This is a genomic window from Stenotrophomonas sp. LM091 (assembly GCF_001806305.1).
Taxonomy (GTDB): Bacteria; Pseudomonadota; Gammaproteobacteria; order Xanthomonadales; family Xanthomonadaceae; genus Stenotrophomonas; species Stenotrophomonas bentonitica_A.
This window is the reverse complement of the sequence record NZ_CP017483.1, coordinates 2351151-2372784: the sequence shown is the minus strand read 5'-3', so window position 1 is coordinate 2372784 and position 21634 is coordinate 2351151. Positions and strand designations below refer to the sequence as shown.

At 67.7% G+C, this 21634-nt stretch carries 19 protein-coding genes; 9 read left to right on the top strand and 10 right to left on the bottom strand.

The features are described 5' to 3' along the window. Positions 1-5 precede the first annotated feature (5 nt). The 3 genes from BIZ42_RS10285 to BIZ42_RS10275 form a co-directional block, all read right to left on the bottom strand. The gene (locus BIZ42_RS10285; protein ID WP_019184878.1) at positions 6-1022 is read right to left on the bottom strand and encodes a 3-oxoacyl-ACP synthase III; all 1017 of its coding nucleotides are present in this window, start codon (positions 1020-1022) and stop codon (positions 6-8) included. Positions 1023-1134: 112 nt separating this feature from the next. Further along, a complete protein-coding gene (locus BIZ42_RS10280) occupies positions 1135-1452 on the bottom strand; it encodes a DUF4156 domain-containing protein (RefSeq protein ID WP_046272272.1) in 318 nt (105 codons plus the stop codon). 127 nt (positions 1453-1579) lie between these two features. Then, positions 1580-4471, bottom strand: coding sequence for a pitrilysin family protein (locus BIZ42_RS10275; protein ID WP_070426381.1), 2892 nt, complete (start codon positions 4469-4471; stop codon positions 1580-1582). Positions 4472-4866: 395 nt separating this feature from the next. On the opposite strand from BIZ42_RS10275, the gene BIZ42_RS10270 reads away from it, so the two are divergent. Then, positions 4867-5343: a hypothetical protein gene (locus tag BIZ42_RS10270; RefSeq protein WP_070426380.1), complete on the top strand. Its 477-nt coding sequence runs from the start codon at positions 4867-4869 to the stop codon at positions 5341-5343. Positions 5344-5386: 43 nt separating this feature from the next. Then, complete coding sequence (gene trmL / locus BIZ42_RS10265; RefSeq protein ID WP_070426379.1) at positions 5387-5866, top strand: tRNA (uridine(34)/cytosine(34)/5-carboxymethylaminomethyluridine(34)-2'-O)-methyltransferase TrmL; 480 nt, start codon at positions 5387-5389, stop codon at positions 5864-5866. Positions 5867-5988: 122 nt separating this feature from the next. Here the strand turns inward: trmL and BIZ42_RS10260 are convergent, their stop codons facing one another. Then, positions 5989-7152, bottom strand: a complete 1164-nt coding sequence (locus BIZ42_RS10260) for an acyl-CoA dehydrogenase family protein (protein ID WP_070426378.1) — start codon at positions 7150-7152, stop codon at positions 5989-5991. 273 nt (positions 7153-7425) lie between these two features. Between BIZ42_RS10260 and BIZ42_RS10255 the strand changes: the two genes are divergently transcribed. Both BIZ42_RS10255 and BIZ42_RS10250 read left to right on the top strand, forming a co-directional pair. After that, positions 7426-9102, top strand: a complete 1677-nt coding sequence (locus BIZ42_RS10255) for an electron transfer flavoprotein-ubiquinone oxidoreductase (protein WP_070426377.1) — start codon at positions 7426-7428, stop codon at positions 9100-9102. Positions 9103-9200: 98 nt separating this feature from the next. Next, the gene (locus BIZ42_RS10250; RefSeq protein ID WP_070426376.1) at positions 9201-9590 is read left to right on the top strand and encodes a c-type cytochrome; all 390 of its coding nucleotides are present in this window, start codon (positions 9201-9203) and stop codon (positions 9588-9590) included. A gap of 15 nt (positions 9591-9605) precedes the next feature. Here the strand turns inward: BIZ42_RS10250 and BIZ42_RS10245 are convergent, their stop codons facing one another. Continuing rightward, positions 9606-13178, bottom strand: coding sequence for a transporter substrate-binding domain-containing protein (locus BIZ42_RS10245; protein WP_070426375.1), 3573 nt, complete (start codon positions 13176-13178; stop codon positions 9606-9608). Between the two features lie 74 nt (positions 13179-13252). Between BIZ42_RS10245 and BIZ42_RS10240 the strand changes: the two genes are divergently transcribed. Both BIZ42_RS10240 and BIZ42_RS10235 read left to right on the top strand, forming a co-directional pair. Further along, the gene (locus tag BIZ42_RS10240; RefSeq protein ID WP_019184888.1) at positions 13253-13891 is read left to right on the top strand and encodes a response regulator transcription factor; all 639 of its coding nucleotides are present in this window, start codon (positions 13253-13255) and stop codon (positions 13889-13891) included. A gap of 288 nt (positions 13892-14179) precedes the next feature. Further along, positions 14180-14752, top strand: coding sequence for an Ax21 family protein (locus tag BIZ42_RS10235; RefSeq protein ID WP_019184889.1), 573 nt, complete (start codon positions 14180-14182; stop codon positions 14750-14752). 311 nt (positions 14753-15063) lie between these two features. Here BIZ42_RS10235 and BIZ42_RS10230 read toward each other — a convergent pair whose 3' ends face one another. The 5 genes from BIZ42_RS10230 to BIZ42_RS10210 all read right to left on the bottom strand — a co-directional run bounded on the left by BIZ42_RS10230 (position 15064) and on the right by BIZ42_RS10210 (position 18182). Next, entirely contained in the window at positions 15064-16089 is a 1026-nt protein-coding gene (locus tag BIZ42_RS10230) for an NAD(P)H-dependent glycerol-3-phosphate dehydrogenase (RefSeq protein ID WP_070426374.1), read from the bottom strand. A 20-nt stretch (positions 16090-16109) separates the two neighbouring features. Further along, complete coding sequence (gene secB / locus BIZ42_RS10225; protein WP_019184891.1) at positions 16110-16625, bottom strand: protein-export chaperone SecB; 516 nt, start codon at positions 16623-16625, stop codon at positions 16110-16112. Between the two features lie 105 nt (positions 16626-16730). Further along, a complete protein-coding gene (locus tag BIZ42_RS10220) occupies positions 16731-17168 on the bottom strand; it encodes a rhodanese-like domain-containing protein (RefSeq protein ID WP_019184892.1) in 438 nt (145 codons plus the stop codon). Positions 17169-17246: 78 nt separating this feature from the next. Beyond that, positions 17247-17681: a hypothetical protein gene (locus BIZ42_RS10215; RefSeq protein ID WP_070426373.1), complete on the bottom strand. Its 435-nt coding sequence runs from the start codon at positions 17679-17681 to the stop codon at positions 17247-17249. 30 nt (positions 17682-17711) lie between these two features. Further along, a complete protein-coding gene (locus BIZ42_RS10210; protein WP_070427500.1) occupies positions 17712-18182 on the bottom strand; it encodes a YiiD C-terminal domain-containing protein in 471 nt (156 codons plus the stop codon). A 43-nt stretch (positions 18183-18225) separates the two neighbouring features. Between BIZ42_RS10210 and BIZ42_RS10205 the strand changes: the two genes are divergently transcribed. From BIZ42_RS10205 to BIZ42_RS10195, 3 genes are all read left to right on the top strand, one after another. Next, the gene (locus BIZ42_RS10205; RefSeq protein WP_083279836.1) at positions 18226-19002 is read left to right on the top strand and encodes a uroporphyrinogen-III synthase; all 777 of its coding nucleotides are present in this window, start codon (positions 18226-18228) and stop codon (positions 19000-19002) included. A 109-nt stretch (positions 19003-19111) separates the two neighbouring features. Further along, positions 19112-20089 carry a uroporphyrinogen-III C-methyltransferase gene (locus BIZ42_RS10200; protein WP_070426371.1) on the top strand — a complete coding sequence of 326 codons (978 nt, stop codon included), beginning with the start codon at positions 19112-19114 and terminating at the stop codon, positions 20087-20089. Positions 20090-20092: 3 nt separating this feature from the next. Beyond that, positions 20093-21457 (top strand): heme biosynthesis HemY N-terminal domain-containing protein, encoded by a 1365-nt coding sequence (locus tag BIZ42_RS10195; RefSeq protein WP_070426370.1) that lies wholly within the window; start codon positions 20093-20095, stop codon positions 21455-21457. The last annotated feature ends 177 nt before the right edge of the window (positions 21458-21634 follow it).

Sequence of the window (21634 nt, the reverse complement as noted above, 5' to 3'; positions counted from 1 at the left end):
ATGGGTTACCAGACCACTTCGGCCATCGAGCAGTTCAGGCCCGAGCCGATGCCGAGCAGCGCGATGCGATCGCCCTTCTTCAGCTTGCCCAGCTGCTTGAGCTTGCTCAGCACGATCGGCACCGAGGCCGGGCCGATGTTGCCGTGCTCGCCGAAGATCGTCATCACCTTCTTCGGGTCGATCCCGAAGTTCTTGATGAAGGCGGCGGTGTGCGGCTGGCTGACCTGGTGGATCACGAACTGGTCCAGTTCCTCCACGGCCCAGCCCAGTGCTTCGCGGGCGGCGACGAAGGTCTTCTGCGCCAGCTTGATGCCTTCGATCAGCAGCATGCGGGTGTCGGTGACCATGCGGTCCAGGTTGCCGCGGCACAGCTGGTTCCACTCGGTCGCCGAGCGGGTCACGCCACCGCGGTAACGCGGGGCATCGGGCACCAGCTCGGTGCGCGCCATGACCATCGCCGCGGCACCGCAGCCCAGGGTCAGGGCGGCCATCTCGTTGCGGAAGTCATCGGCGGTCACGCCCGGCAGGGCCATGCGCTCGAGGGTCTTCTCGTACACCAGGTTGGCGGTTTCACCGTCGACGATCAGCGCGTAGTCGATCTCGCCGCGTTCGAGCATGCGGGCGGCGATGTCCATGCCATTGATGAAGGCCAGGCAGGCATTGGCGACGTCGAAGGTCATGCATTCGTCGCCCACGCCCAGGTTGCCCGAGACGATGCTGGCCGTGGACGGCTCCAGATAGTCGCGGCTGACCGAGGTGTTGACCAGCAGGCCGATCTTGTCGGCGCCGATCCCGGCGTCTTCCAGGGCTTTGCGGGCGGCCAGCGTGGCGGCGTCGGAGGCCAGCATGTCGGCATCCCACAGACGGCGGGCGTGGATGCCCGCGATATCGCCGAGCACGTCGGTACGGATGCCAAGGCGATCCAGCGTCGGCTTCAGCCGTTCGTTGATTTCCTTGGACGTCAGCGTGTGCGGCGCGTCGATGTGCGCCAGGCCGGCGATCGAGACATTCTTGAAGAGCATCAGTTAGCGCCAAGGCTCAGGCGAAGGGGGCGCTATTGTAAGCCGGCACGGCTTTCACCGCACCTTTACGAATTCACGCCCGGGCGTATGGTCCGGGCGCGGGGTGAAGGGTTCAGCGTGGCGGGCACTGGAAAGCCAGGAATCGCTGGCTGCCATCGGCCGGCAGGCCCGAGGCCTGCACGGCGTTGGCACCGGCGCTGGGGGCCTCGTTGCGGGCCAGGGTTTCCAGCTCTTCCTGCACGCGCAGCGGGTTGCGGTTGTAGAAGCCCACCTTGCTCTTCACGGTCACCACCACTTCGCCCTTGCTCTGGCAGCCGCTGGGAACCGCACCGGCCGGCAGCACGCGGACCGTCTTGCCGGAGGATTCGATCGGCACCCAGGTGCAGGCGGAAACGCTGAGGATCAGGGCGGACAGAAGCAGAATGCGCATGGGCAAGGCCTGGCTGGAATACGTAAGGGAGTGTGCGGGAAACAACTGAATCGGGGGTGATCAGGTGCCGGGTGGGTCCCCGGCACCTGAGCGGCTGGCGGGCGCGGTGGCCGGCCAGCGTTGGGCGTCACCGGGCCTTTGGTGCCGCGGCAGCCGGCGTGGCCGGAGTGGCCGGGGCGTCGACCACCTTGCCTTCGGCATCGATGACCTGCACCTGGCCAAGCTTGAGCGCACGCACCGGGGCCTCGGTCTGCTTGAGGTCGCCCACCACTACCCAGGTCAGCGCGTTCGGGTCCAGCGTGGCCGCGGCCTGCTGCACCTGGGCCGGGGTCATCGCTTCGATCTCGGCCTTGCGCTGGACCACGTAATCGTCCGGGCGCTGGTAACGCACGATCCCGCTGATGGTGCCCATCACCGCGCTGGCGGTCTCATAGGCGCCGGGCAGGCTCAGGTTCTGGATGTTGCGGATACGCGCCACTTCGGCCGGGGTGGCCGGCTTGGCGCCGCTGGCGAACTCGGCGATTTCCTTCTGCATCTCCTGCATCGCCTCGGCGGTCTTGTCGATCTGCACCGGCGCGCGGGCGCCCCACGGGCGCTGGCCCAGGGTGTTGCTGGCGCTGCTGCCGGCCCCGTAGGACCAGTGCTTCTGCTCACGCAGGTTCATGTTCAGGCGCGAGGTGAAGTCGCCGCCGAGCACGCCGTTGGCGATATCGAAGCGGGTCGAACCCGGGTCCCTGGACGAGGGCACCACCTGGCTGGCGAACAGATTGGCCTGCACTGCGCCCGGCTGATCGATCAGGTACACGCGGGCATGCGCCGGACGGGCCACATCCACCGGCGCCTTGACCTCCGGCGCCGGACCTTCGGCCTTCCAGTTGCCGAGCTGGCGCTCCAGCAGCGGCACGATTTCCTTCAGCGTGGTGTCGCCGACCACGATCAGCGTGCCCTGCTCCGGGCGCAGCCAGTCACGGTGGAAGTCGACCAGGTCTTCGCGGGTCATGGACTGGATGTCCACTTCATTGCCACTGCCGGTGAACGGGATCGCATACGGATGGCCCGCGCCGTACAGCAGGGTCGGCATCACCCGCATCGCCACCGCGCTGGGGTTGACCTTCTCCTGCTGGATGCCGGCGATCCAGGTCGCCTTGACCCGGTCGATCTCGGTCTGGTCGAAGCGCGGCTGGCGCAGCATGTCCGCATACAGGGCCAGCGACGGGGCCAGGTTTTCCTTCAATGCGGACAGGTACACGCTGGTGCTGTCCAGCGAGGCGGAGGCATCGAGCTTGGCGCCCAGTGCATCGGCCGCATCGGCGAACGGCAGCGCGCCGAGCTTGCCGGCCCCTTCGGTGAGCAGGCCCATGGTGAAGTTGGCCGTGCCGGACTTGCGGCCCTGGTCGGCGGTGAAGCCACCCGGGAATTCATAGCTGAACTGCACGACCGGGATGTCATGGCGCTCGGCCAGGATCACCTGGGTGCCGTTCTTGAGCGTGGCGCGGCGCAGTTCGGGGAATTTCAGGTCCGGGAAGGTCTTGGTCTGCGGCACGCCGGTGCTGCGGTCGACCTGCTTGGGCAGCGTGGTGAAGCGCGGATCCACGGCGGGCACGGTGAACGGCTTGGGCGTTTCCGACGGCAGTTCGGCCAGGGCAACGCGCGCGCCCGGCTCGACCACGATGGTGTGATCGCCAACGCCCAGCCACTTGGCGCCGACATCGCGCACCTGCGCGGCCGTGGCCCCATCGATGGTGGCCAGCGACTTGCGGAAGCAGCCCGGGTCACCTTCGTACACGGTGCACTCGGCCAGCGCGTCGGCCTTGCCGCCGAAGCCACCGATGCGCTCGATGCCGCGGATGAAGCCGGCGCGGAAGGCGGTCTTGCCGCGGCTCAGCTCGTCGGCGGTCGGACCGTCCTTGGCCAGGCGCTTCACTTCCTCATCGATGATCGCCTCGACCTTGGCCGGGTCCACGCCCTGCTTGACGCTGGCCATGATCACGAAGTTCGAGCCCAGCTGCGAGCTGTAGGCGCCGGCACTGATGTTGTCCACCAGCTTGTCCTGGTGCAGCAGGCGCTGGTCCAGGCGCGAGGACTTCGCACCGCCAAGGACCTGCGCGAACAGCTGCAGCTGGTCGATGTCGGTGGTGCCGACCTGGGCGACGTTCCAGGCGCGGTAGATGCGCGCCTGCGGCACCTTGTCGGTCATCACTTCGCGCGTGCTCTTCTCGCGCTTGGCCACGTCCACCTTGGGCTGGGCCATGCTCGGGCCGGCCGGGATGTCGCCGAAGTACTTGGCGACCTTTTCCTTCGCGGTGGCCACGTCGATATCACCGGCCAGCACCAGCACCGCATTGTTCGGGCCGTACCAGGTGCGGAACCAGGTCTTCACGTCGTCCAGCGAGGCGGCGTTGAGATCGTTCATCGAGCCGATCACGCTGTGGTGGTACGGGTGGCCGGCCGGATACATCGCGCGGGTCAGCTTTTCCCAGACCTGGCCATAGGGCTGGTTCTCGCCCTGGCGCTTCTCGTTCTGGACCACGCCGCGCTGCTCGTCCAGCGCCGCCTGGTCGATCGCCCCGAGCAGATGCCCCATGCGGTCGGACTCCATCCACAGCGCCATGTCCAGCGCGGTGGTCGGCACGTTCTCGAAGTAATTGGTGCGGTCGGTATTGGTGGTGCCGTTCTGCCCGGTCACGCCAACCTGCTTGAAGGGCTCGAAGTATTCGCCGTCGTGGTTCTCGCTGCCCTGGAACATCAGGTGTTCGAACAGGTGCGCGAAGCCGGTGCGGCCGGCGGGTTCGTCCTTGCTGCCCACGTGGTACCAGATGTTCACCGCCACGATCGGCGCCTTGCGGTCGGTGTGCACCACCACGCGCAGGCCATTGGGCAGGGTGAACTGTTCGAACGGAATGTCGACCTTGGCCGCCGTGGCCGGCTTGGCCAGGACCGGTGCCGGCGCGAACGAGCCCAGGGCGGCGGAAAGCGCTACAGCCAGCAGCGCGGCACGCGGTCGAAGTTGGACGGTCATTCCGGTTCCTTGGTCATGAAAGTGAAGCCGGATGCTAGCGCGCCGCCCGGGCAAAAGGCATCGGCCAACAGTCATTGACCTGCCGATGGCGGCGGATCCGCCACGAACCGCACATCCGAGCGTGGCCGCACGCGGCCGGGCGGACGGTCCGCGGCCCTGCGGCGGACACGTGTCCGGACATCGGACACCGCTACTTCGCAAAAAACCCTTTGAAATCAATGCGTAAAAGTTGGCACGCGACCTGCTTGGTACATGGCAAGGGAAACAAGGATCAAGCCGAAACTGACTGGATGCTGAACAACAACAAGAATAGTGAAATTGTTCTTGCACGCCCCGAATCGGTGTACTACCTTACTACCACACCACTGCTCACCAACACTAAACAGGACCTCGCCATGAACACCAAGACTCTCGCCATCGCCATCGCCTTTGCCGCCGGTTCCGCGTTTGCTTCGTCGGTGCAGGCCGCCCCCGCCATCGTCACCCTGGACACCGTGCAGGTCCGCCCCTCGGCCGACCAGATCGCCCAGGCCGAGGTTGAGCGCGCCAGCAACATCCCGACCCTGGCCGTCGTGGAAGTCCGTCCGACCGCTGGCCTGATCGCCGAGTACCGCGCCGAACTGGCCGCCAACCGCCGCGTCACCACCCTGGCCGCCGTGGAAGTGCGTCCGACCGCCGAACAGCGCCAGGCCCTGGCTGCCGAACAGACCAACGACCGCGGCTACGTCGCCACCTTCACCGCTGCCGCCACTGCCGTGGCCAACGAAGTGATCATCAACCTGCCGACCCTGCAGGTGCGTCCGTCGGCTGCCGACCTGCAGGCCCTGGCCCTGGAAACCGCCGCCGCCGCCACGACCCTGATCCGCCAGTAAGCCGCAGCTGCGGTCTTCCGCAGCCACGGCGTACACTTCGTCGATGACTGCCACGCCCACGTTCCATGTCGTCCTGTTCCAACCCGAAATCCCGCCGAACACCGGCAATGTGATCCGCCTCTGCGCCAACACCGGCGCGCGGCTGCACCTGATCGAGCCGCTCGGTTTCGACCTGAGCGACAAGCAGCTCAAGCGCGCCGGCCTGGACTATCACGAATACGCTCGGCTGCAGGTCCATCCTGATCTGGACACCGCCCTGCAGGTCATTGCGCCCAAGCGCCTGTTCGCGCTGAGTACCCGCGGCAGCGTGCGTTACGACACCCAGCAGTTCGAAGACGGCGATGCCTTCCTGTTCGGCCCGGAAACCCGCGGCCTGCCCCAGGACCTGCTCGACAGCCTGCCCCACGGCCGCCGCCTGCGCCTGCCGATGCGACCGGACAACCGCAGCCTCAACCTGTCCAACACGGTCGCCGTGGTGATGTACGAGGCATGGCGCCAGAACGGGTTTGCCGGCGGGGAATAAGATGCCGTGCCGACCAACGGTCGGCACCTACCGGAGACACAGGCACCTGCCGGCCGTGTAGCACCTGACCGTTGGTGTAGCACCTGACCGTTGTGTAGCACCTGACCGTTGGTCAGGTGACCTCAGAACGCATTGATCCCGGTCAGCTCGCGGCCGATCACCAGCTGGTGCACGGTCTCGGTGCCCTCGTAGGTGATCACCGATTCCAGATTGAGTGCATGCCGGATCGCCACGTGCTCGGTGGTGATGCCCGCGCCGCCGAGCAGGTCGCGACATTCGCGCGCGATGTCGATGGCCATGCGGCAGTTGTTCCACTTGGCCAGGCTGACCTGCTGCGGCTGCAGTTGGCCGGCGTCCTTCAGGCGCCCCAGCTGCAGGGCCAGCAGCTGCGCGGTGGTGATCCGCCGCGCCATGTCGGCCAGCTTGATCTGCGCACTCTGCGTGGCCGCCACCGGCCGGCCGAACAGCACCCGCTGCTTGGTATAGCCCAGGGCTTCATCCAGGCAGGCCACCGCAGCGCCGATCGGACCCCAGCTGATCCCGTAGCGCGCCTGGTTCAAGCAGCCCAGCGGCCCCTTCAGCCCCTGCACGTTCGGCAGGCGGTTGCGGTCGGGCACGCGCACGTTGTCGAAGAACAGCGCACCGGTCAGCGAGGCGCGCAGGCTCATCTTGTGCTTGATCTCCTGCGTGGTGAACCCGGCCATGCCCTTTTCCAGCACGAAGCCCTGGATGCCATCGTCGGTATGCGCCCACACGATCGCGATGTCGGCCACCGGTCCGCTGGTGATCCACATCTTGCTGCCGTTGATCAGCCAGTCACCACCATCGCGCACCGCGCGGGTCTTCATCGCCGCCGGATCGGAGCCGCCATGCGCCTCGGTAAGCCCGAAGCAGCCGATCACCTTGCCGGTGGCCATGTCCGGCAACCAGCGCAGGCGCTGCTCTTCGCTGCCGTAGGCATGGATGGGGTACATGCACAGCGAGCTCTGCACCGAAACGAAACTGCGCAGGCCCGAATCGCCGCGCTCCAGCTCCTGGCAGATCAAGCCGTAGCTCACCGCATTGAGCCCGCCGCCGCCGTACTGCTCGGGCAGGCTGGAGCCGAGCAGGCCCAGCGCGGCGATCTCGGGAATCAATTCGTCCGGGAAGCGCCCGTCGTCGAACGCATCGCCGATGATCGGCAGCACCCGCGTATCGGTGAATCGCGCCACCGTCGCCTGCACCGCGCGCTCCTCCTCGCTGAGCAGCGAACGGATATCGAACAGATCGAACGGATTCAGTGACATGGCATCCCGGCAGGTGGCGGTGGAACAGGCCCCCATTGTGGTCGTTGTGCGCGAAGCGGCCAAGGGACGGCGGGGCAGCGCGGATGCTGCGCCGCAGCATCCTGGTATCGAACGCGCGGCGACACCGCTGTCATCGTCGGCGATCTAGGCTTAAATGCGCCGTGCCGGTACTCTGGCGCACTGATCCACCGTTTCGCCGTGGTGTGACACGCGCGATTCCCAGGCAACCGCCGCCGTTCAACCCGCGGCACTACCCACGAGTTACGCAGCCCCATGAGCGAAGAAATCAACGTCCTGCCCCCGCGTGAAGTGATGGAATTCGATGTGGTGATCGTCGGTGGCGGTCCCGCTGGCCTGGCCACGGCGATCCGGCTGCGCCAGCGCGCCATCGAAGCCGGCCGCGAGCTGTCGGTGTGCATCCTGGAGAAAGGCTCTGAACCCGGTGCGCACATCCTCTCCGGTGCGGTGATGGATCCGCGGGCACTGAGCGAACTGTTCCCGGACTGGGCCGAGCGCGGCGCACCGCTGAAGCAGAAGGTCACCCGCGACGAATTCCTGTTCCTCAATGAAACCGGCTCGCGCAGCACGCCCAACGCGCTGCTGCCGGAGTGCTTCCACAACGAAGGCAACTACATCGTCAGCCTCGGCGAGGTCACCCGCTGGCTGGCGCAGCAGGCCGAGGCGCTGGAAGTGGCGATCTTCCCCGGCTTCCCCGCGGCGGAGGTGCTGTACAGCGAGGACGGTGCGGTGATCGGCGTGGCCACCGGCGACATGGGCATCGAGAAGAACGGTCAGCCCGGCCCCGCGTTCGAGCGCGGCATGGCGCTGCATGCCAAGTACACGATCTTCGCCGAAGGCTCGCGCGGCCATCTCGGCCGCCAGTTGATCGCACGCTTCCAGCTCGATGCCGGCAAGGATCCGCAGGCCTATGGCATCGGCATCAAGGAGTTGTGGCAGATCGATCCGGCCAAGCATGAGCCGGGCCTGGTGGTGCACGCCGCCGGCTGGCCGTTGGACAACGACACCTACGGCGGCGCGTTCCTGTATCACGCCGAGGGCGGCAAGGTCTCGATCGGTTATGTGGTCGGCCTGGATTACAAGAACCCGTGGCTGAGCCCGTTCGAAGAGTTCCAGCGCTTCAAGACACACCCGGACATCCGCAAGCACCTGGAAGGGGGCAAGCGCATCGGCTACGGCGCGCGCGCGATCACCGCCGGTGGGCTGATGTCGCTGCCCAGGACGGTGTTCCCCGGTGGTGCGCTGGTCGGCTGCGAGGCCGGCTATCTCAACGTCAGCCGGATCAAGGGCAGCCATGCCGCGATCAAGACCGGCATGCTCGCCGCCGATGCCGCCTTCGATGCGCTGGTAGCCGATCGCCAGCACGATGAGTTGAGCGCCTATCCGCAGGCGTTCGAGACCAGCTGGCTGCATGCCGAGCTGCAGCAGGCCAAGAACTTCAAGCAGTGGTTCAAGAAGGGCCAGACCGTGGCCACGTTGATGACCGGCATCGAGCAGTGGCTGCTGCCCAAGCTGGGCATTCGCAATCCGCCGTGGACGCTGCGCCACAGCACCCCGGACCACGCCTGCCTGGAGCCAGCCTCCAAGCATGCGAAAATCAACTATCCCAAGCCGGATGGCGTGCTCACCTTCGACCGGCTCAGCTCGGTGTTCCTGAGCAGCACCAACCACGCCGAAGACCAGCCCAGCCACCTGACCCTAAAGGACGCCAGCGTGCCGGTGCGGATCAACCTGGCCGAGTACGCCGGTCCCGAAGCGCGCTACTGTCCGGCTGGCGTGTACGAGTTCGTCGGCAGCGATGGGCACGAACAGCTGCAGATCAACGCGCAGAACTGCGTGCACTGCAAGACCTGCGACATCAAGGACCCGACCCAGAACATCGTGTGGGTGACCCCCCAGGGTGGCGGCGGCCCGAACTACTCGGGCATGTGATCGGCATGGCCTGCGACCACCGGTCGCAGGCCATCAGGCGCGGCAGGCACCGCCGCGCTGGCTATCCTGAGCGTCCTGTTGGACGTGACCGTGGCGCCATGGCCCCTGCTTTCCGATCGACGTTGGCGTTACTGGCCTGCCTGCTGCTGGCGGCGTGTTCGCGCACCCCGCAAACGCCGGAGCAGGCCCATCAGCAGGACCTGCGGCGCGCCTTTGCGATCTGTGCCGGTTGCCACACCGTCAGCCCGGGTGGCGTGCATCGGTTCGGCCCGAACCTGCATGGCGTGATCGGCCGGCGTGCCGGCAGTGTCCCCGGCTATCCATACTCCAACGCGATGCGCGATGCAGGGCTGACCTGGAACGAACAGACCCTGGATGCGTTCCTGCGCTCGCCCACGCAGGCGGTGCCGGGCACGCGCATGGTCAACTCCACCGCTGACCCGGAGCGCCGGCGCCAGGTGATCGAATATCTGCAGCAGCAGCGATGACCGGCAGGGCGCCGGTCAGGACGCCTGCAGCTGCACCAGATAAGCGCGCAACGCCGCATCGAATGCGCTGACCGCCTCGGCGTGCGCCGCCACGCCTTCGTCGTCGACGCGTTCCATCAGGCTGCGCGCCTGCAGCGCCAGCGCGTCGGCGCCCAGCGTTGCCAGCCCCCCCACCAGCCGATGCAGCACATTCACCAGTGCCGGCCCGGCCTGCGCATCCAGGGCTGCCTGCAGCTTCACCAGATCCTCGGCCGAGGCCGTGCACAGGCTCTCGATCAGCACGCCGGCCACATGCTCCGAACCAAACCGGCGCACCAGCGCGGCCCGGTCCGGCGGCGCGTCATCCGCACCCGGTGCCTGCTCCGCGCCGGCCAGGGGGCCATCCCCGTCCGGCAGCCACTGCAGCAGTGCCTGGCGCAAGGCGCCCAGTGCCACCGGTTTGGCCAGCAGATCGTCCATGCCGGCCTCGCGGCAGCGCTGCAGATCGCCCTCCATCGCGCTGGCGGTCAGCGCGATCACCGGCAGCCGGGCACCGCCGCGGTCACGCTCCTGCTCGCGGATGCGGCGGGTCATGGCATAGCCGTCCATGACCGGCATCCGGCAGTCGGTCAGCACCAGGTCGAATCGGGTGCGCGCCAGCAGCGCCAGTGCCTGTTCGCCGTTCTCGGCCAGCACGTGTGGCAGGCCCAGCTGTTGCATGCGCCACCCCATCAGCGCCTGGTTGGTGGGATGGTCCTCCACGATCAGGATGCGCCGCTGCTGCAATGCGGCCGGCAACGGCACCGCCTGCGTGTGTTCTTCGGCGGCACTGGGCTGTTCGTCCACCGGCACCACCGGTACGGTCAGCAGCACCTCCACGCGCGTGCCCTCGCCGGGGACGCTGTGCAGCGTCAGCGTGCCGTGCATCATCGCCACCAGGCGCTGGCAGATGCTCAGCCCCAGCCCCGTGCCACCGTACTGGCGGCTGGTCGCCGCGTCGGCCTGTACGAACGGCGCGAACAGACGTTCGCGCTGCTCGGGCGAGATGCCGATGCCTGTATCGCGAACGGTCAGGCGCAGCTGCTGCGCGCCGTCGGCATCACCGTCGAGCACCTCCAGCGCGATGCCGACTTCGCCGGCGCGCGTGAACTTGATGGCATTGCTGAGCAGGTTGAATGCGATCTGCCGCAGGCGCATGCCGTCGACCAGGTGCATGGCCGCGAGCGCGTCGTCGATCTGGATCTGCAGCTCCAGCCCCTTGGCCACCGCCTGCGGGGCAAGCAGCTGCTGCACGTTGCCAACCAATGCGCGCAGCGCGACCGGATGCGGTTGCAGGGACAGCGCGCCGGCCTCGATCTTGGAGTAGTCCAGCAGGTCATCGAGGATCTGCCGCAGCATCTGCGCCGAGTCTTCGATCACGCTGATGATGCGGCGCTGCTCGCCATCCAGCGAGGTATGCGAGAGCACCTCCACCATGCCCAGCACGCCGGACATCGGCGTGCGGATCTCGTGGCTCATCGTGGCCAGGAATTCGGATTTGGCGGCGGTGGCGCGCTCGGCGGCCGCCTTGGCCAGCGCCAGCGCGTCGGCCTGTGCGCGCGCCTCGGTCACATCGATCCAGTAGCCGCTCCACAGCAGCACCCCGTCCTCGGCGTCGTAGGGCAGCGCGCGCGAACGCACCCAGCGCAGCATGCCCCCTGGGCGGGTGCGGAATTCCATGTCCACCGGGGCGAAGTCCCGCGTGGCGCTTTCCAGGGCCTGGCGCACATTGGCGCGATCACGCTCGTCGATGCGCGCGATCAGCGCGCTTTCATCGGCCATCGCCTCGGCCGCGGTGAGCCCGAACAGCGCTTCGGTGTCACCGGCGATGTACGGCAGCGACAGCCGGCCATCCCGTTCGCGACGGCCCTGGTAGACGATCGCCGGCAGATTGTCGGTGACGTCGGCCAGGCGCTGCTCGGCACGGCGGCGCATCGCTACCTCACTGCGCAGGCGCCAGTGCCCCCACCCATGGACGAGCAGTGCGGTCAGCAGCACCAGGGCCAGCGGCACCGCCCAGCGCGCGGTCGCGCGCCAGTCCAGATCGCTGCGGTACTCGGCCGACAACCAGTCGCTGCGGATCGCTTCGTGCTCGCGCGCGCTCATGTTCACCAGCAGGCGGTCGAACGTGGTGGCCAGGGGTGCGTACTGGCGCTTGACCGCCAACGACAGGCGATCGCTGAATCCCGCCGGCGCTGCCACGTGCAGCTGCGCGGGATAGTGATCACGCACGATGCGATCGATGACGGCCAGGTTGCCGATGTACGCATCGGCGTCTCCCTTGGCCAGCCGTGACAGCGCCAGTTCGGCGCTGCGCGCGGGCACGATGCGCGCATTGGGGGCCTGTTGCAGGACATACCCGCGCAACCGTTCCGGATCGGACAGCAGAATGCTGCGGCCATCCAGATCGGGCACGCCCAGCACCGACGCGCTGCCACTGGCCGTCACCACGACGTTGGGAACGGTGATGAAGGGCTGGCTGAACACCCAGCCGTCGCCCAGGTAGTTCGAATCGTTGGGGATGCCCATGATCGCGTCGACCTCGCCGCGGCGCAGCTGCTCGCGCACATCGAACCAGTCGTGCGCCGGCACCCGCGTGAGCTGCGCCCCTACCGTGCGCAGCAGGCGCAGGTACTCGGCCGAGACACCGCTGGGTCGGTCGGCACTGTCGATGAAGGCCAGCGGTGACGCGTTCGGCGCGAAAGCCAGGCGCAGGGGGGTGGCCAGGACACGCCTCTCCGCATTGCCCAGGATCACCTGGGACTGCACCGACCATCGCGGGGTCGGGAGCCAGCGCCGCTCCAGGCGCTCGCGCTCGGCCTCGTTGAGCGCGGCCAGGCCCATGTCCAGCGCTTCAGCCAAGGGCTGCTTGGCGTTGGGCACACCAAAGTGCAGCCGCTCCGGTGGTAGGTCGCTGGGGCGCAGCAGGCTGACATCGGTCAGCCGTCGCTCGGCGATCAGGGTCGTGGCCACATACGCGTTGCCGATGTAGACGTCGGCCTCGCCGCTGCCGACCATGGCCAATGCGGCGGTGGTGCTGGCCGCGGTCACGCGCCGGGCGCCGGGAAAGCGCGAGCGTACTTCTTCGCTGGTGACGAACTCACGCTCGGTGACCACGCGCAGGCCGCGCAGGTCAGGATCAGACGATGCCCGGGTTTCGCCGGGGCGGCCCACCAGCGCCAGTGGCGCCTGGGCGTAGGGGCGGGTGTAGACCATGCAGCGCGTGCGATCGGCAGTGAGCGTGATGTTCATCACCACATCGACTTCGCCCCGGCATGCCGCCTCCAGGACCTCGGTCCAGTCGCGATACATCCGCACCTGCACCTGCACTCCCAGCTGCCGGGTCAGCAGGCTGAGGTAGTCGTAGCCGAGGCCGACCGGCTTGCCGTTCTGCATGGACTCGAACGGCGGCCAACCGCTGTCGTACATGCCCAGGATGATGGTAGGGTGCCTGCCAAGCCACTCGCTCTGGTGGGGGGGCAAGGGAGGTGACGCAGCTGCGGATACCTGCATGCCCGTCGCCATCGCGAGCACGAACAGAACCAGCCAGCGAATGACGTGGGTACGCATGCTGCCTGATCTCCGTAGAATGACATCCCCATCCCGGCACGGCCCGACGGCTGCCTCACAGGCAATACTAGTCCATGACCCTGCGCATTATCATCGCCGATGACCATCCGGTCGTACGGATCGGCACGAAGGCCGTGATCGAGTCCAGCGGCGTTGGCCAGGTGGTGGCCGAGGCCAGTACCGTGGCCGAGCTGATGACCGTACTGGGCGACCACGAGTGCGATGTGCTGGTCACCGATTACTCCATGCCCGGCGGCGCGCAGGCCGATGGCTTCGCGATGATCGCCATGATCCGCCGGCGTTTTCCCGAGCTGCCGGTGCTGATGCTCAGCGTGTCCAACAACCTGGCGATCCTGCGCATGGTGGTCGCGACCGGCGTGCTTGGCCTGGTCGACAAGACCTCTTCGATGGATGAGCTGCCGCTGGCGATCCAGACCGTGCAGCGCGGCGTGCCCTACGTCAGCCTGTCGCTGAAGGAACGCATTGACGCAATCGGCACGGAGAGTGTCGAGGAAGGCGGAGCCCGTCCCTTGTCGCCACGCGAAGTGGAAGTGCTGCGGCTGCTCGGCAGCGGCATGACGGTCAAGGAGATCGCCCTCCATCTGCACAAGAGCGTCAGCACCATCAGCCGCCAGAAAGGCGATGCGATGTTGAAGCTCGGGCTGAAGGGCGACGCCGAGCTGTTCGACTACCTGCGCGACGGCGAACGCTGATCCCGGTCCGCCTGCGGACGCGCGCTCTTTTTTCTTCGATACGCATGCGATGCACGTCATCGCGATGGTGTCCTGTCGTGTGTGCGCGTTACGCATGAGACGGAGTGCGCGTGCGTAGCAGATAGCGAACGAAGAGTTCCCGATATCGCCGCTTCATTTATGTACTGCTCAGTTTGATATTCAGGGCTAATTCGGGTGACTAACGGATAATTCACACCTGTCGCCAGCAGCGATTCCCCCTCCCTCTGCTGGCGGACAAAACCAAAAAATAAAAAGGTGTTCCCGAAAATGAAGACTTCCCTGCTTGCTCTGGGTCTGCTCGCTGCACTGCCGTTCGCTGCGTCGGCAACCGACGGCCTGTCGTACAACTACGTCGAAGGCGGCTACGTGAACACCGATGCCAAGGGCGGCGACGCCGATGGCTGGGCGGTGAAGGGCTCGGTCGCCGTGGCGCCGAACTTCCATGTCTTCGGTGACTACAACGCGCAGGAAACCAAGCGCGGCAGCAACGACGTCGACCAGTGGCGCGTCGGTGTGGGCTACAACTACGGCATCGCCCCGACCACCGATCTGGTCGCCCGCGTTGCTTACCAGAAGTTCGACCCGAAGCACGGCCCGGACTTCAACGGCTACTCCACCGAAGTCGGCGTGCGCAGCGCGTTCACCCCGAACTTCGAAGGCTACGTAATGGCCGGTTACGAGGATTACAGCAAGAAGCACGGCATCAATCCGGACGGCGAGTTCTACGGCCGCGTCGGCGCCCAGGCCAAGCTCAACCAGAACTGGGGCCTGGCCGGCGAAGTGAAGCTGGCCAAGGGCGGCGACAAGGAATGGTTCGTTGGTCCGCGCTTCACCTGGTAATACGCGATACGCAACACCGCGGTACGTTGTTGGATGGCGCGGTCTCTCTCCCCTGCGCCATGAAGCCCGGCTCACGCCGGGCTTCACTTTTACAGCAGCCGACCAACGGTCGGCTCTACCTGCACAGCCGTCGCGGTTTTTTTGCGGTTGGCATGGCGACACCCTCGTCGGTACGCCACGAAACAACCCGGCCACGTGCCGGGTTGTTTCGTTCTGGCGTGGCCCAGCGCCCGACCCATCCGCCGTCGCGCCTGAAAAGGATGGACGAAGACCCAAAAAAAACCCCGGCATCTGCCGGGGTTTTGGGTGCCTCACTTGAACAGCGTGTCCGGATACTCCGGCTTCTGCTCGCGTGCCAACAACGCACGCAATCCTTCTTCGGGAGTCTGCTCACCGTGCAGCACGGCGCGCACCCGGTCGGAGATGGGCAGGTCGATGCCATGACGCCGCGCCTGGCGCATCACTTCATCGGCGGTCTGCACCGATTCCACCACCTGGCCGATCTCGCGCACCGCATCCTGCAGCGTCTGCCCACGGCCCAGGGCCAGGCCCAGCCGACGGTTGCGCGAGAGGTCGCCGGTGCAGGTCAGCACCAGATCGCCCAAGCCGGCCAGCCCCATCAGGGTCTCCGGCTTGGCACCGATCGCCGCGGCGAGCCGCAGCATTTCGTTGAGGCCACGGGTGATCAGGCCGGCACGGGCGTTGAGGCCCAGCTGCATGCCATCGGCAACGCCGGTGGCCACGGCCAGCACGTTCTTCATCGCGCCGCCGAGCTCGGCACCGACCATGTCATCGCCGGTGTAGGCGCGGAACGCCGGGCCGTGCATGGCATCGGCCACCTGCTGGGCGAAGTCCGGCGCGTCACCGTGGACGGTGATCGCGGTCGGCAGGCCCTGGGTGACTTCCTTGGCGAACGACGGGCCGGTCACCACCGCCAGCGGCACGTCCGGCCCGAGGACCTCACGCGCCACTTCGTGCAGGAACCGACCGGAGCCGGGTTCGAAGCCCTTGGTCGCCCACGCCACGCCGGCATCAGCCGGGCGCAGCGGCGCCAGTGCACGCACGGTTTCACCGAAGGCGTGCGACGGCACCACCACCAGGATCCAGGCGGCGTCCTTGACGGCAGCGGCCAGGTCGGTGGTCGCGCGCAGCGACTCGGGCAGCGGAATGCCCGGCAGATAACGGGTGTTCTCGTGGCGCTGGTCGATGGCCTCGACCATCGCCGCATCGCGCCCCCACAGCACGGTCGGGTGACCGTGCCGCGCGAGCAGGCTGGCCAGGGCAGTGCCCCAGGAGCCGGCGCCGAGAACCGCGATTTTGTCTGCGTGGTTGCTCATCCGTACGACTGCAGCGCCGATCAGGCGTTGCCGGCCGGCTCGGAATCGGCGAGCGAGGTCTCGCCCTGTTCCTGGCGCTGGCGCAGGGTTTCGGCGTAGAGGCCTTCGAAGTTGATCGGCTGCAGGAAGAACGGCGGGAAGCCACCGGCCTGGATCAGCTCGCTCACCAGCGAACGCACGTACGGGAACAGGATGTTCGGGCACTGGGTGCCGAGCAGCACGTCGATCGACTGCGGGTCCAGGCCCACCAGGCCGAACACGCCGGCCTGCTGCACTTCGGCCACATAGGCGGTCTTCTCGCCGGCCTTGCAGGTCAGGGTCACGGCCAGCACGACTTCGAAGGCGCTCTCGCCCAGGCGCTGCACGCGCTGGTTCAGGTTGAGCTGCAGTTCCGGCTGCACGGCGTCATTGAAGACGGCCGGAGCGTTCGGCGATTCGAACGAAACGTCCTTGACGTAGATCTTCTCGACGGTGAACGAGGGACCGGTGGCGGCGTCGACCGGCGCGACGGCGCCGTTGGTGTTCTCTTCGGACATTTCCTGTTGCTCCAAAAATGAATGCTGTAAAAACGGATTGTTACATGCCCTGCGATGGGGGCGCTGTGCGCCGCGTACAAGGCGTGCGCTGCAATCCGACGGGGATCAGTTGCGGCCCTTGACCAGCGGCAGCTCGGCCTGCTGCCACGCCGGGATGCCGCCATCGAGCACGTTGACCTGGGTGAAACCCGCCTTCTTCAAGGCCTTGGCGGCCGTCTCGGAGGCGTTGCCGCTGCGGCAGACCAGCACGACCGGGCTCTGCTGGGCCTTGGCGACCAGCTTGTGCTCCGGACCGAACTGGCTCGGCTGCACATTGCGGCTGCCGGCGATATGGCCCTTCTCGAAATCGCTGCTCGAGGACAGATCGACCACGATGGCGCCACCGGCGTTCATCAGCTGGGTCAGTTCCGCCGGCTTGAGCGATTTGAAGCCACGGAACAGACGGCGGACTTCGGTCACGATGATGGCCACGGTCAGGCCGACCAGGGCCATCGACAACATCGGGTTTCGGCCGGCAAAGGCCAGCAACTCTTCGTAATTCACTAAGATCACGGGTCGATAAGCGGGCGCCGATTGTCGCACATGCGGGCGAATCGGCGTCCAGCCCCGTGTGGGCGGGCGTCAGCGGTCCTGCCAGAGGTCGGGCAGCCCGTTGGCCTGGAGCCAGCGCTTGTCTTCGGCGTCCCAGCGCCAGATCTCCCGCACCCGCACCGTGCGCTCGGCCTGGGTGTTGTTGTTGATCACCCGCACCTCGGCGGTGCGCCCTACCCGGCCATCGGGCATGGGCACGTTGTCGCTGGCGCGATAGCTGGAGATCTTCACCTGCTCGAAGCGGCGCAGTTCCAGGTCGGTCAGCGGGTGGACCCGGGTGTATTCCGGGTCCAGGTACGGCAACGCGTCTTCAACGGTGCCCCAGCGCATCGTGGCGTCGTACTTGATCTGGGTTTCCTCCAGATCCTTGCGCTGCTTCCGGGTGGTTTTCTGCTCGGCGGCCAGGGCACTCACGCTGATCAGCGCGAGCAATGCCAGCAGCAGGATCTGAAGCGTACGACGCATGCGAATTCCCCAATAGGCAAGGCGCCCATCCTACCGCCTGGCGAAGGCCACGAAACGGCCGCTCAGTTCAGCGGCGGCCTTGTCGCCCTCGCCCGGCTGCCGGGCGGTGAGGCTGATGCGGGCCTTGCCACGCTGGGCGAAGGTGGCCAGGAAGCTGTCCCAGTCGGTTTCCGCATCGGCCTGGGCCTGCGCATCCAGATCGCCGTAGACCGGCGCCAGGTAGCGGATGTGGCTGTCGGCCACGTAGACATCGGCATCGAACCCGGCCAGGCGCAGCCGCAGCGTCACCAGTGCCCAGCCGGACAGGGTCAGCGCCGAGGCCAGGCTGCCACCGAAGGCGTTGCCCTTGTCATTGACGTTGGCCGCCAGCGGGGCATGGATGTGCAGGACGCCGTCGCGATAGTCGTGGACACGGATCTGCATGGCCGCCACCGGCGGCATGGCATCCAGGACATGCTGCAGCGCGGACAACTGCGCCGGCAGGGAATCGGTTGCGGACATCTGGTTGATCACGTCACATCGAAGGGCTCGCATAATGCCCGCAATGAACACCGAAACGAAAGTCGCGCCCTGGACCCTGATCTCGCTGCGCCCGCGTGGCCAGCATGCGCCGCTGCGGCGTGCGGCCGCTGCCGCCGGGGCGCGCGTCATCGCGCTCTCGCCGTGGGCGCTGCAGGCCTGCGCTGATACGGCCACGCGCGCCGCGCTGGAGGCCGCGCTGGCGGCCGAGCGGGTGGTCTTCAGCAGCCCGGCGGCGGTTAAGGCCGCCGCGCGCCTGGTGGACCTGGCCGCGCCCCACCCGGGGCAGTGGCTTGCGGTGGGCGCCGGCACGGCGGCGGCGTTGGACCGGCAGGGCGCACAGGGCGTCGCCGCGCCGGCGCGGATGGACAGCGAGGGCCTGCTCGCGTTGCCGGCCCTGGCGGATCTGCATGGCCTGCGCGCCGGTCTGGTGACCGCGCCCGGCGGGCGCGGGGTGATCGCGCAGACCCTGGAGCAACGCGGTGCCCGGCTGCTGCGGGCCAACGTCTATGTCCGCCGTGCGCTGCCCCTCGCGCCGCGCATGCTGCAGCGGCTGCGGCACGCGGCCACGCCGTGGGTGCTGGCACTGAGCAGCGGCGAGGCATTGACCCTGCTGCTGGCGCAGTTGCCGGACGATCTGCAGGCCCCCCTGCGCGAGGCCCTCGTGGTGGCCGCCAGCGAGCGGCTGGCCGCGCAGGCGCGCGCGGTCGGCTTCGGGCAGGTGCAGCTGGCGGCAGGGCCGTTGCCTTCGCAGCTGGTTGCCGCTGCACACGCCGCGCTCATCCCGCCCGCATCTTCCTGAACAGGGCGCCGGAGCGGTCTTGCAGGCGGCTCGGGCGGCGGGCGATGCTGTGCGCCACGTCGCTCGCCAGCCAAGCGGATTGCCCGGCGCGCGCGACAAGGATGCCCGTATGAATGACCCTGTTTCGCCTTCCTCTCCGCGCCGCCCCCTGCGCTGGATCGTGCCGGTCACGGCGTTGGCCGTGCTGGCCGGCGGCGGTGCCTGGGGCTGGACGCAGTGGCAGTCGCGACAGGCGCAGGAGCGTGTGCGCGAGGAGAATGCCCAGTTGCAGGTGCAGGGCCTGCTGGACAGTGTCGAGGCGCTGCGCCGCGATCAGCGCTCGACCTCCCAGCGCGTGCAGGACGCCGCCGCGACCAACCGGGTGCTGCGCGATGAAATGCTCGGCCTGAGCCAGCGCAACGCCCTGCTTGAAGAGAACCTGGCCAAGCTGGCCGACAGCACCCGCCACGGTGCCCAGGCGCTGCAGCTGGAAGAGGCCGAGCTGTTGCTGAGCCAGGCCAGCCAGCGGCTGGCCTATGCCGATGACGCCGACGGCGCCAAACGCCTGTACGCATTGGCGGCCGCCTCGTTGGACGATGTGCAGGGCAGCGAGTATCTGAACCTGCGGCAGGCGCTGATGCAGGAGCGCAATGCCGTGGATGCACTGGGCCCCGGGGTGCGTGCGCAGACCCAGGCACGGCTGGGCCGGTTCGCCCAGGCGCTGACCGCGCTGCCCGAGCAGATCGACGCCCCGGCCGATACCGCCGTTGGCGGCCCTTGGTGGCACCAGGTGCTGGCACCGTTCGTGACCATCACCCCCACCCGCCTGCAGGGCCCGTTGACCGAGGCCGAGCGGGTGGCCGCGTGGGACTCGCTGCAGCTGGAACTGACCCTGGCGCGGGCCGCGGTGGAGCGCGGCGATCAACCCGGCTACGTGCAGGCGCTGGACCGCGTGGCGCTGTGGCTGCCGCGGCTGTGGCCGGATTCACCTGCTCTGCGCGAGCAACGTGCTGAACTGCATCAACTACGCGCCTGCGAGCTGCGTCCATCGCTGCCCGAACTGGGCAGCACCCTGCAGCAACTGCGCTCGATGCGTAACGGGAGGTAATCGATGAAGCCCTTTCAATCTCTGGTGGTCCTGCTCTTGGCCGTCGCCCTGGGCGTGATCGCCTCACAGTGGCTCGGCACCGAACAGCTGCGGCAGTTCGGCGAAGTGATCTACCGCTACGGCGGCACCGACTACCGCTCCACCGTGCCGCAGGTCGCCCTGATGGTGCTGGTGGGTCTGCTGGTGCTGTGGCTGCTGTGGAGCCTGCTGGCCTCGCCGTTCCGCGCCTGGGGCCGCTACCGCCGCAAGCAGGGTCGTGCGCGCCTGACCGAGGGCCTGCAGGCCCATGAACAAGGCCACTGGCAGCGTGCGGAAAAGCTGTTGACCAGCGCCGCCGAAGACAAGGAAGTGAGTGCTGTCGCCTTGGTCACTGCGGTGCGCAGCGCGCAGGCGCGCGACGACGACGCCGCGGTCAACCAGTATCTGCAGCGCCTGGCCGCCGAAGACGCCACCAGCCATGCCCTGCTGCAGGCCGAACGTCTGCTGGCACAGGAGCGTCCGGTGGATGCGATCAACGTGCTCGACATCGCCGCGATCCAGCCGCTGCCGCCGCGCGGCCTGTGGCTGCGCACCGAGGCACTGGCCCGTGCCGATCGCGCGCATGAGGCGTACGGGCAGCTGGGCGCGCTGCGCAAGCAGAAGGTGCTGCCGGACACCGCCGTGGCCGAACTTGAAATCCGCCTGGCGGCCCAGTCGTTGCTGGAGGCCGGTGATGTCAACGCACTGGCCGCGCAGTGGGAGGCCACGCCGAAGGCCCTGCGCAGCGATCCGGACGTGGTTTCGGCCTATGCCCTGCGGGCGGTTGCCCTGGACTGGGACGAACCGGCCCTGCTGAACCTGGAGCAGGCGCTGGACACGCGCTGGGACGAATCGGTGGTGACGCTCTACGGCCAGATGCCGGTGGAGAAGCTGGCCACGCGCCAGGCCAACCTGCAGCGCTGGTTGACCACCCAGCCCTCCAGCCCGGCCTTGCTGCTGGCGCTGGGCCGCATTGCCGCCCGCCAGCGCCAGCACACCCTGGCCGAGGATTACCTGCACCGCGCGATTGCCGCTGGTGCCGGCCCGGCCGCCTGGGAAGCGTTGGGCGAGCTGTTCCTGGAACGCGGCGAAACCGCGCTGGCCTCGCAGTGCTTCGCCAATGCGCTGCGCCAGCAGCGCGGTGATGACAGCGTGGCGCTGGCCCGTGCCTCGACCGCGACGCCGCTGGACCCGATCGTCCCCGAGCGCGCCACCGTCGAAGAGCAATCGCTGATGGGTGAACCGGCGACGGTGCACGATCGCCTGCACGTGGAGCAGGGCCGCATGCACGCTGAGGAAGATCGCCTGCACGTTGAACGCGACGCGTTCGGCAACCCGCGCCTGCCGTAACAGCGGCGTGGTTCCCGGTAGTGCCGGCCGCTGGCCGGCAACGCGGGGTCCCTGAGAATGCGGCGTCCCGGAGAATGAGGGTTCCCCGCAAAGGCAGGCTCCCCGAAACGGTATGGAGGAGCCGGCCAGCGGCCGGCACGACCAGAGCCGACTGGTGTACACCTCCGCCGGATACAA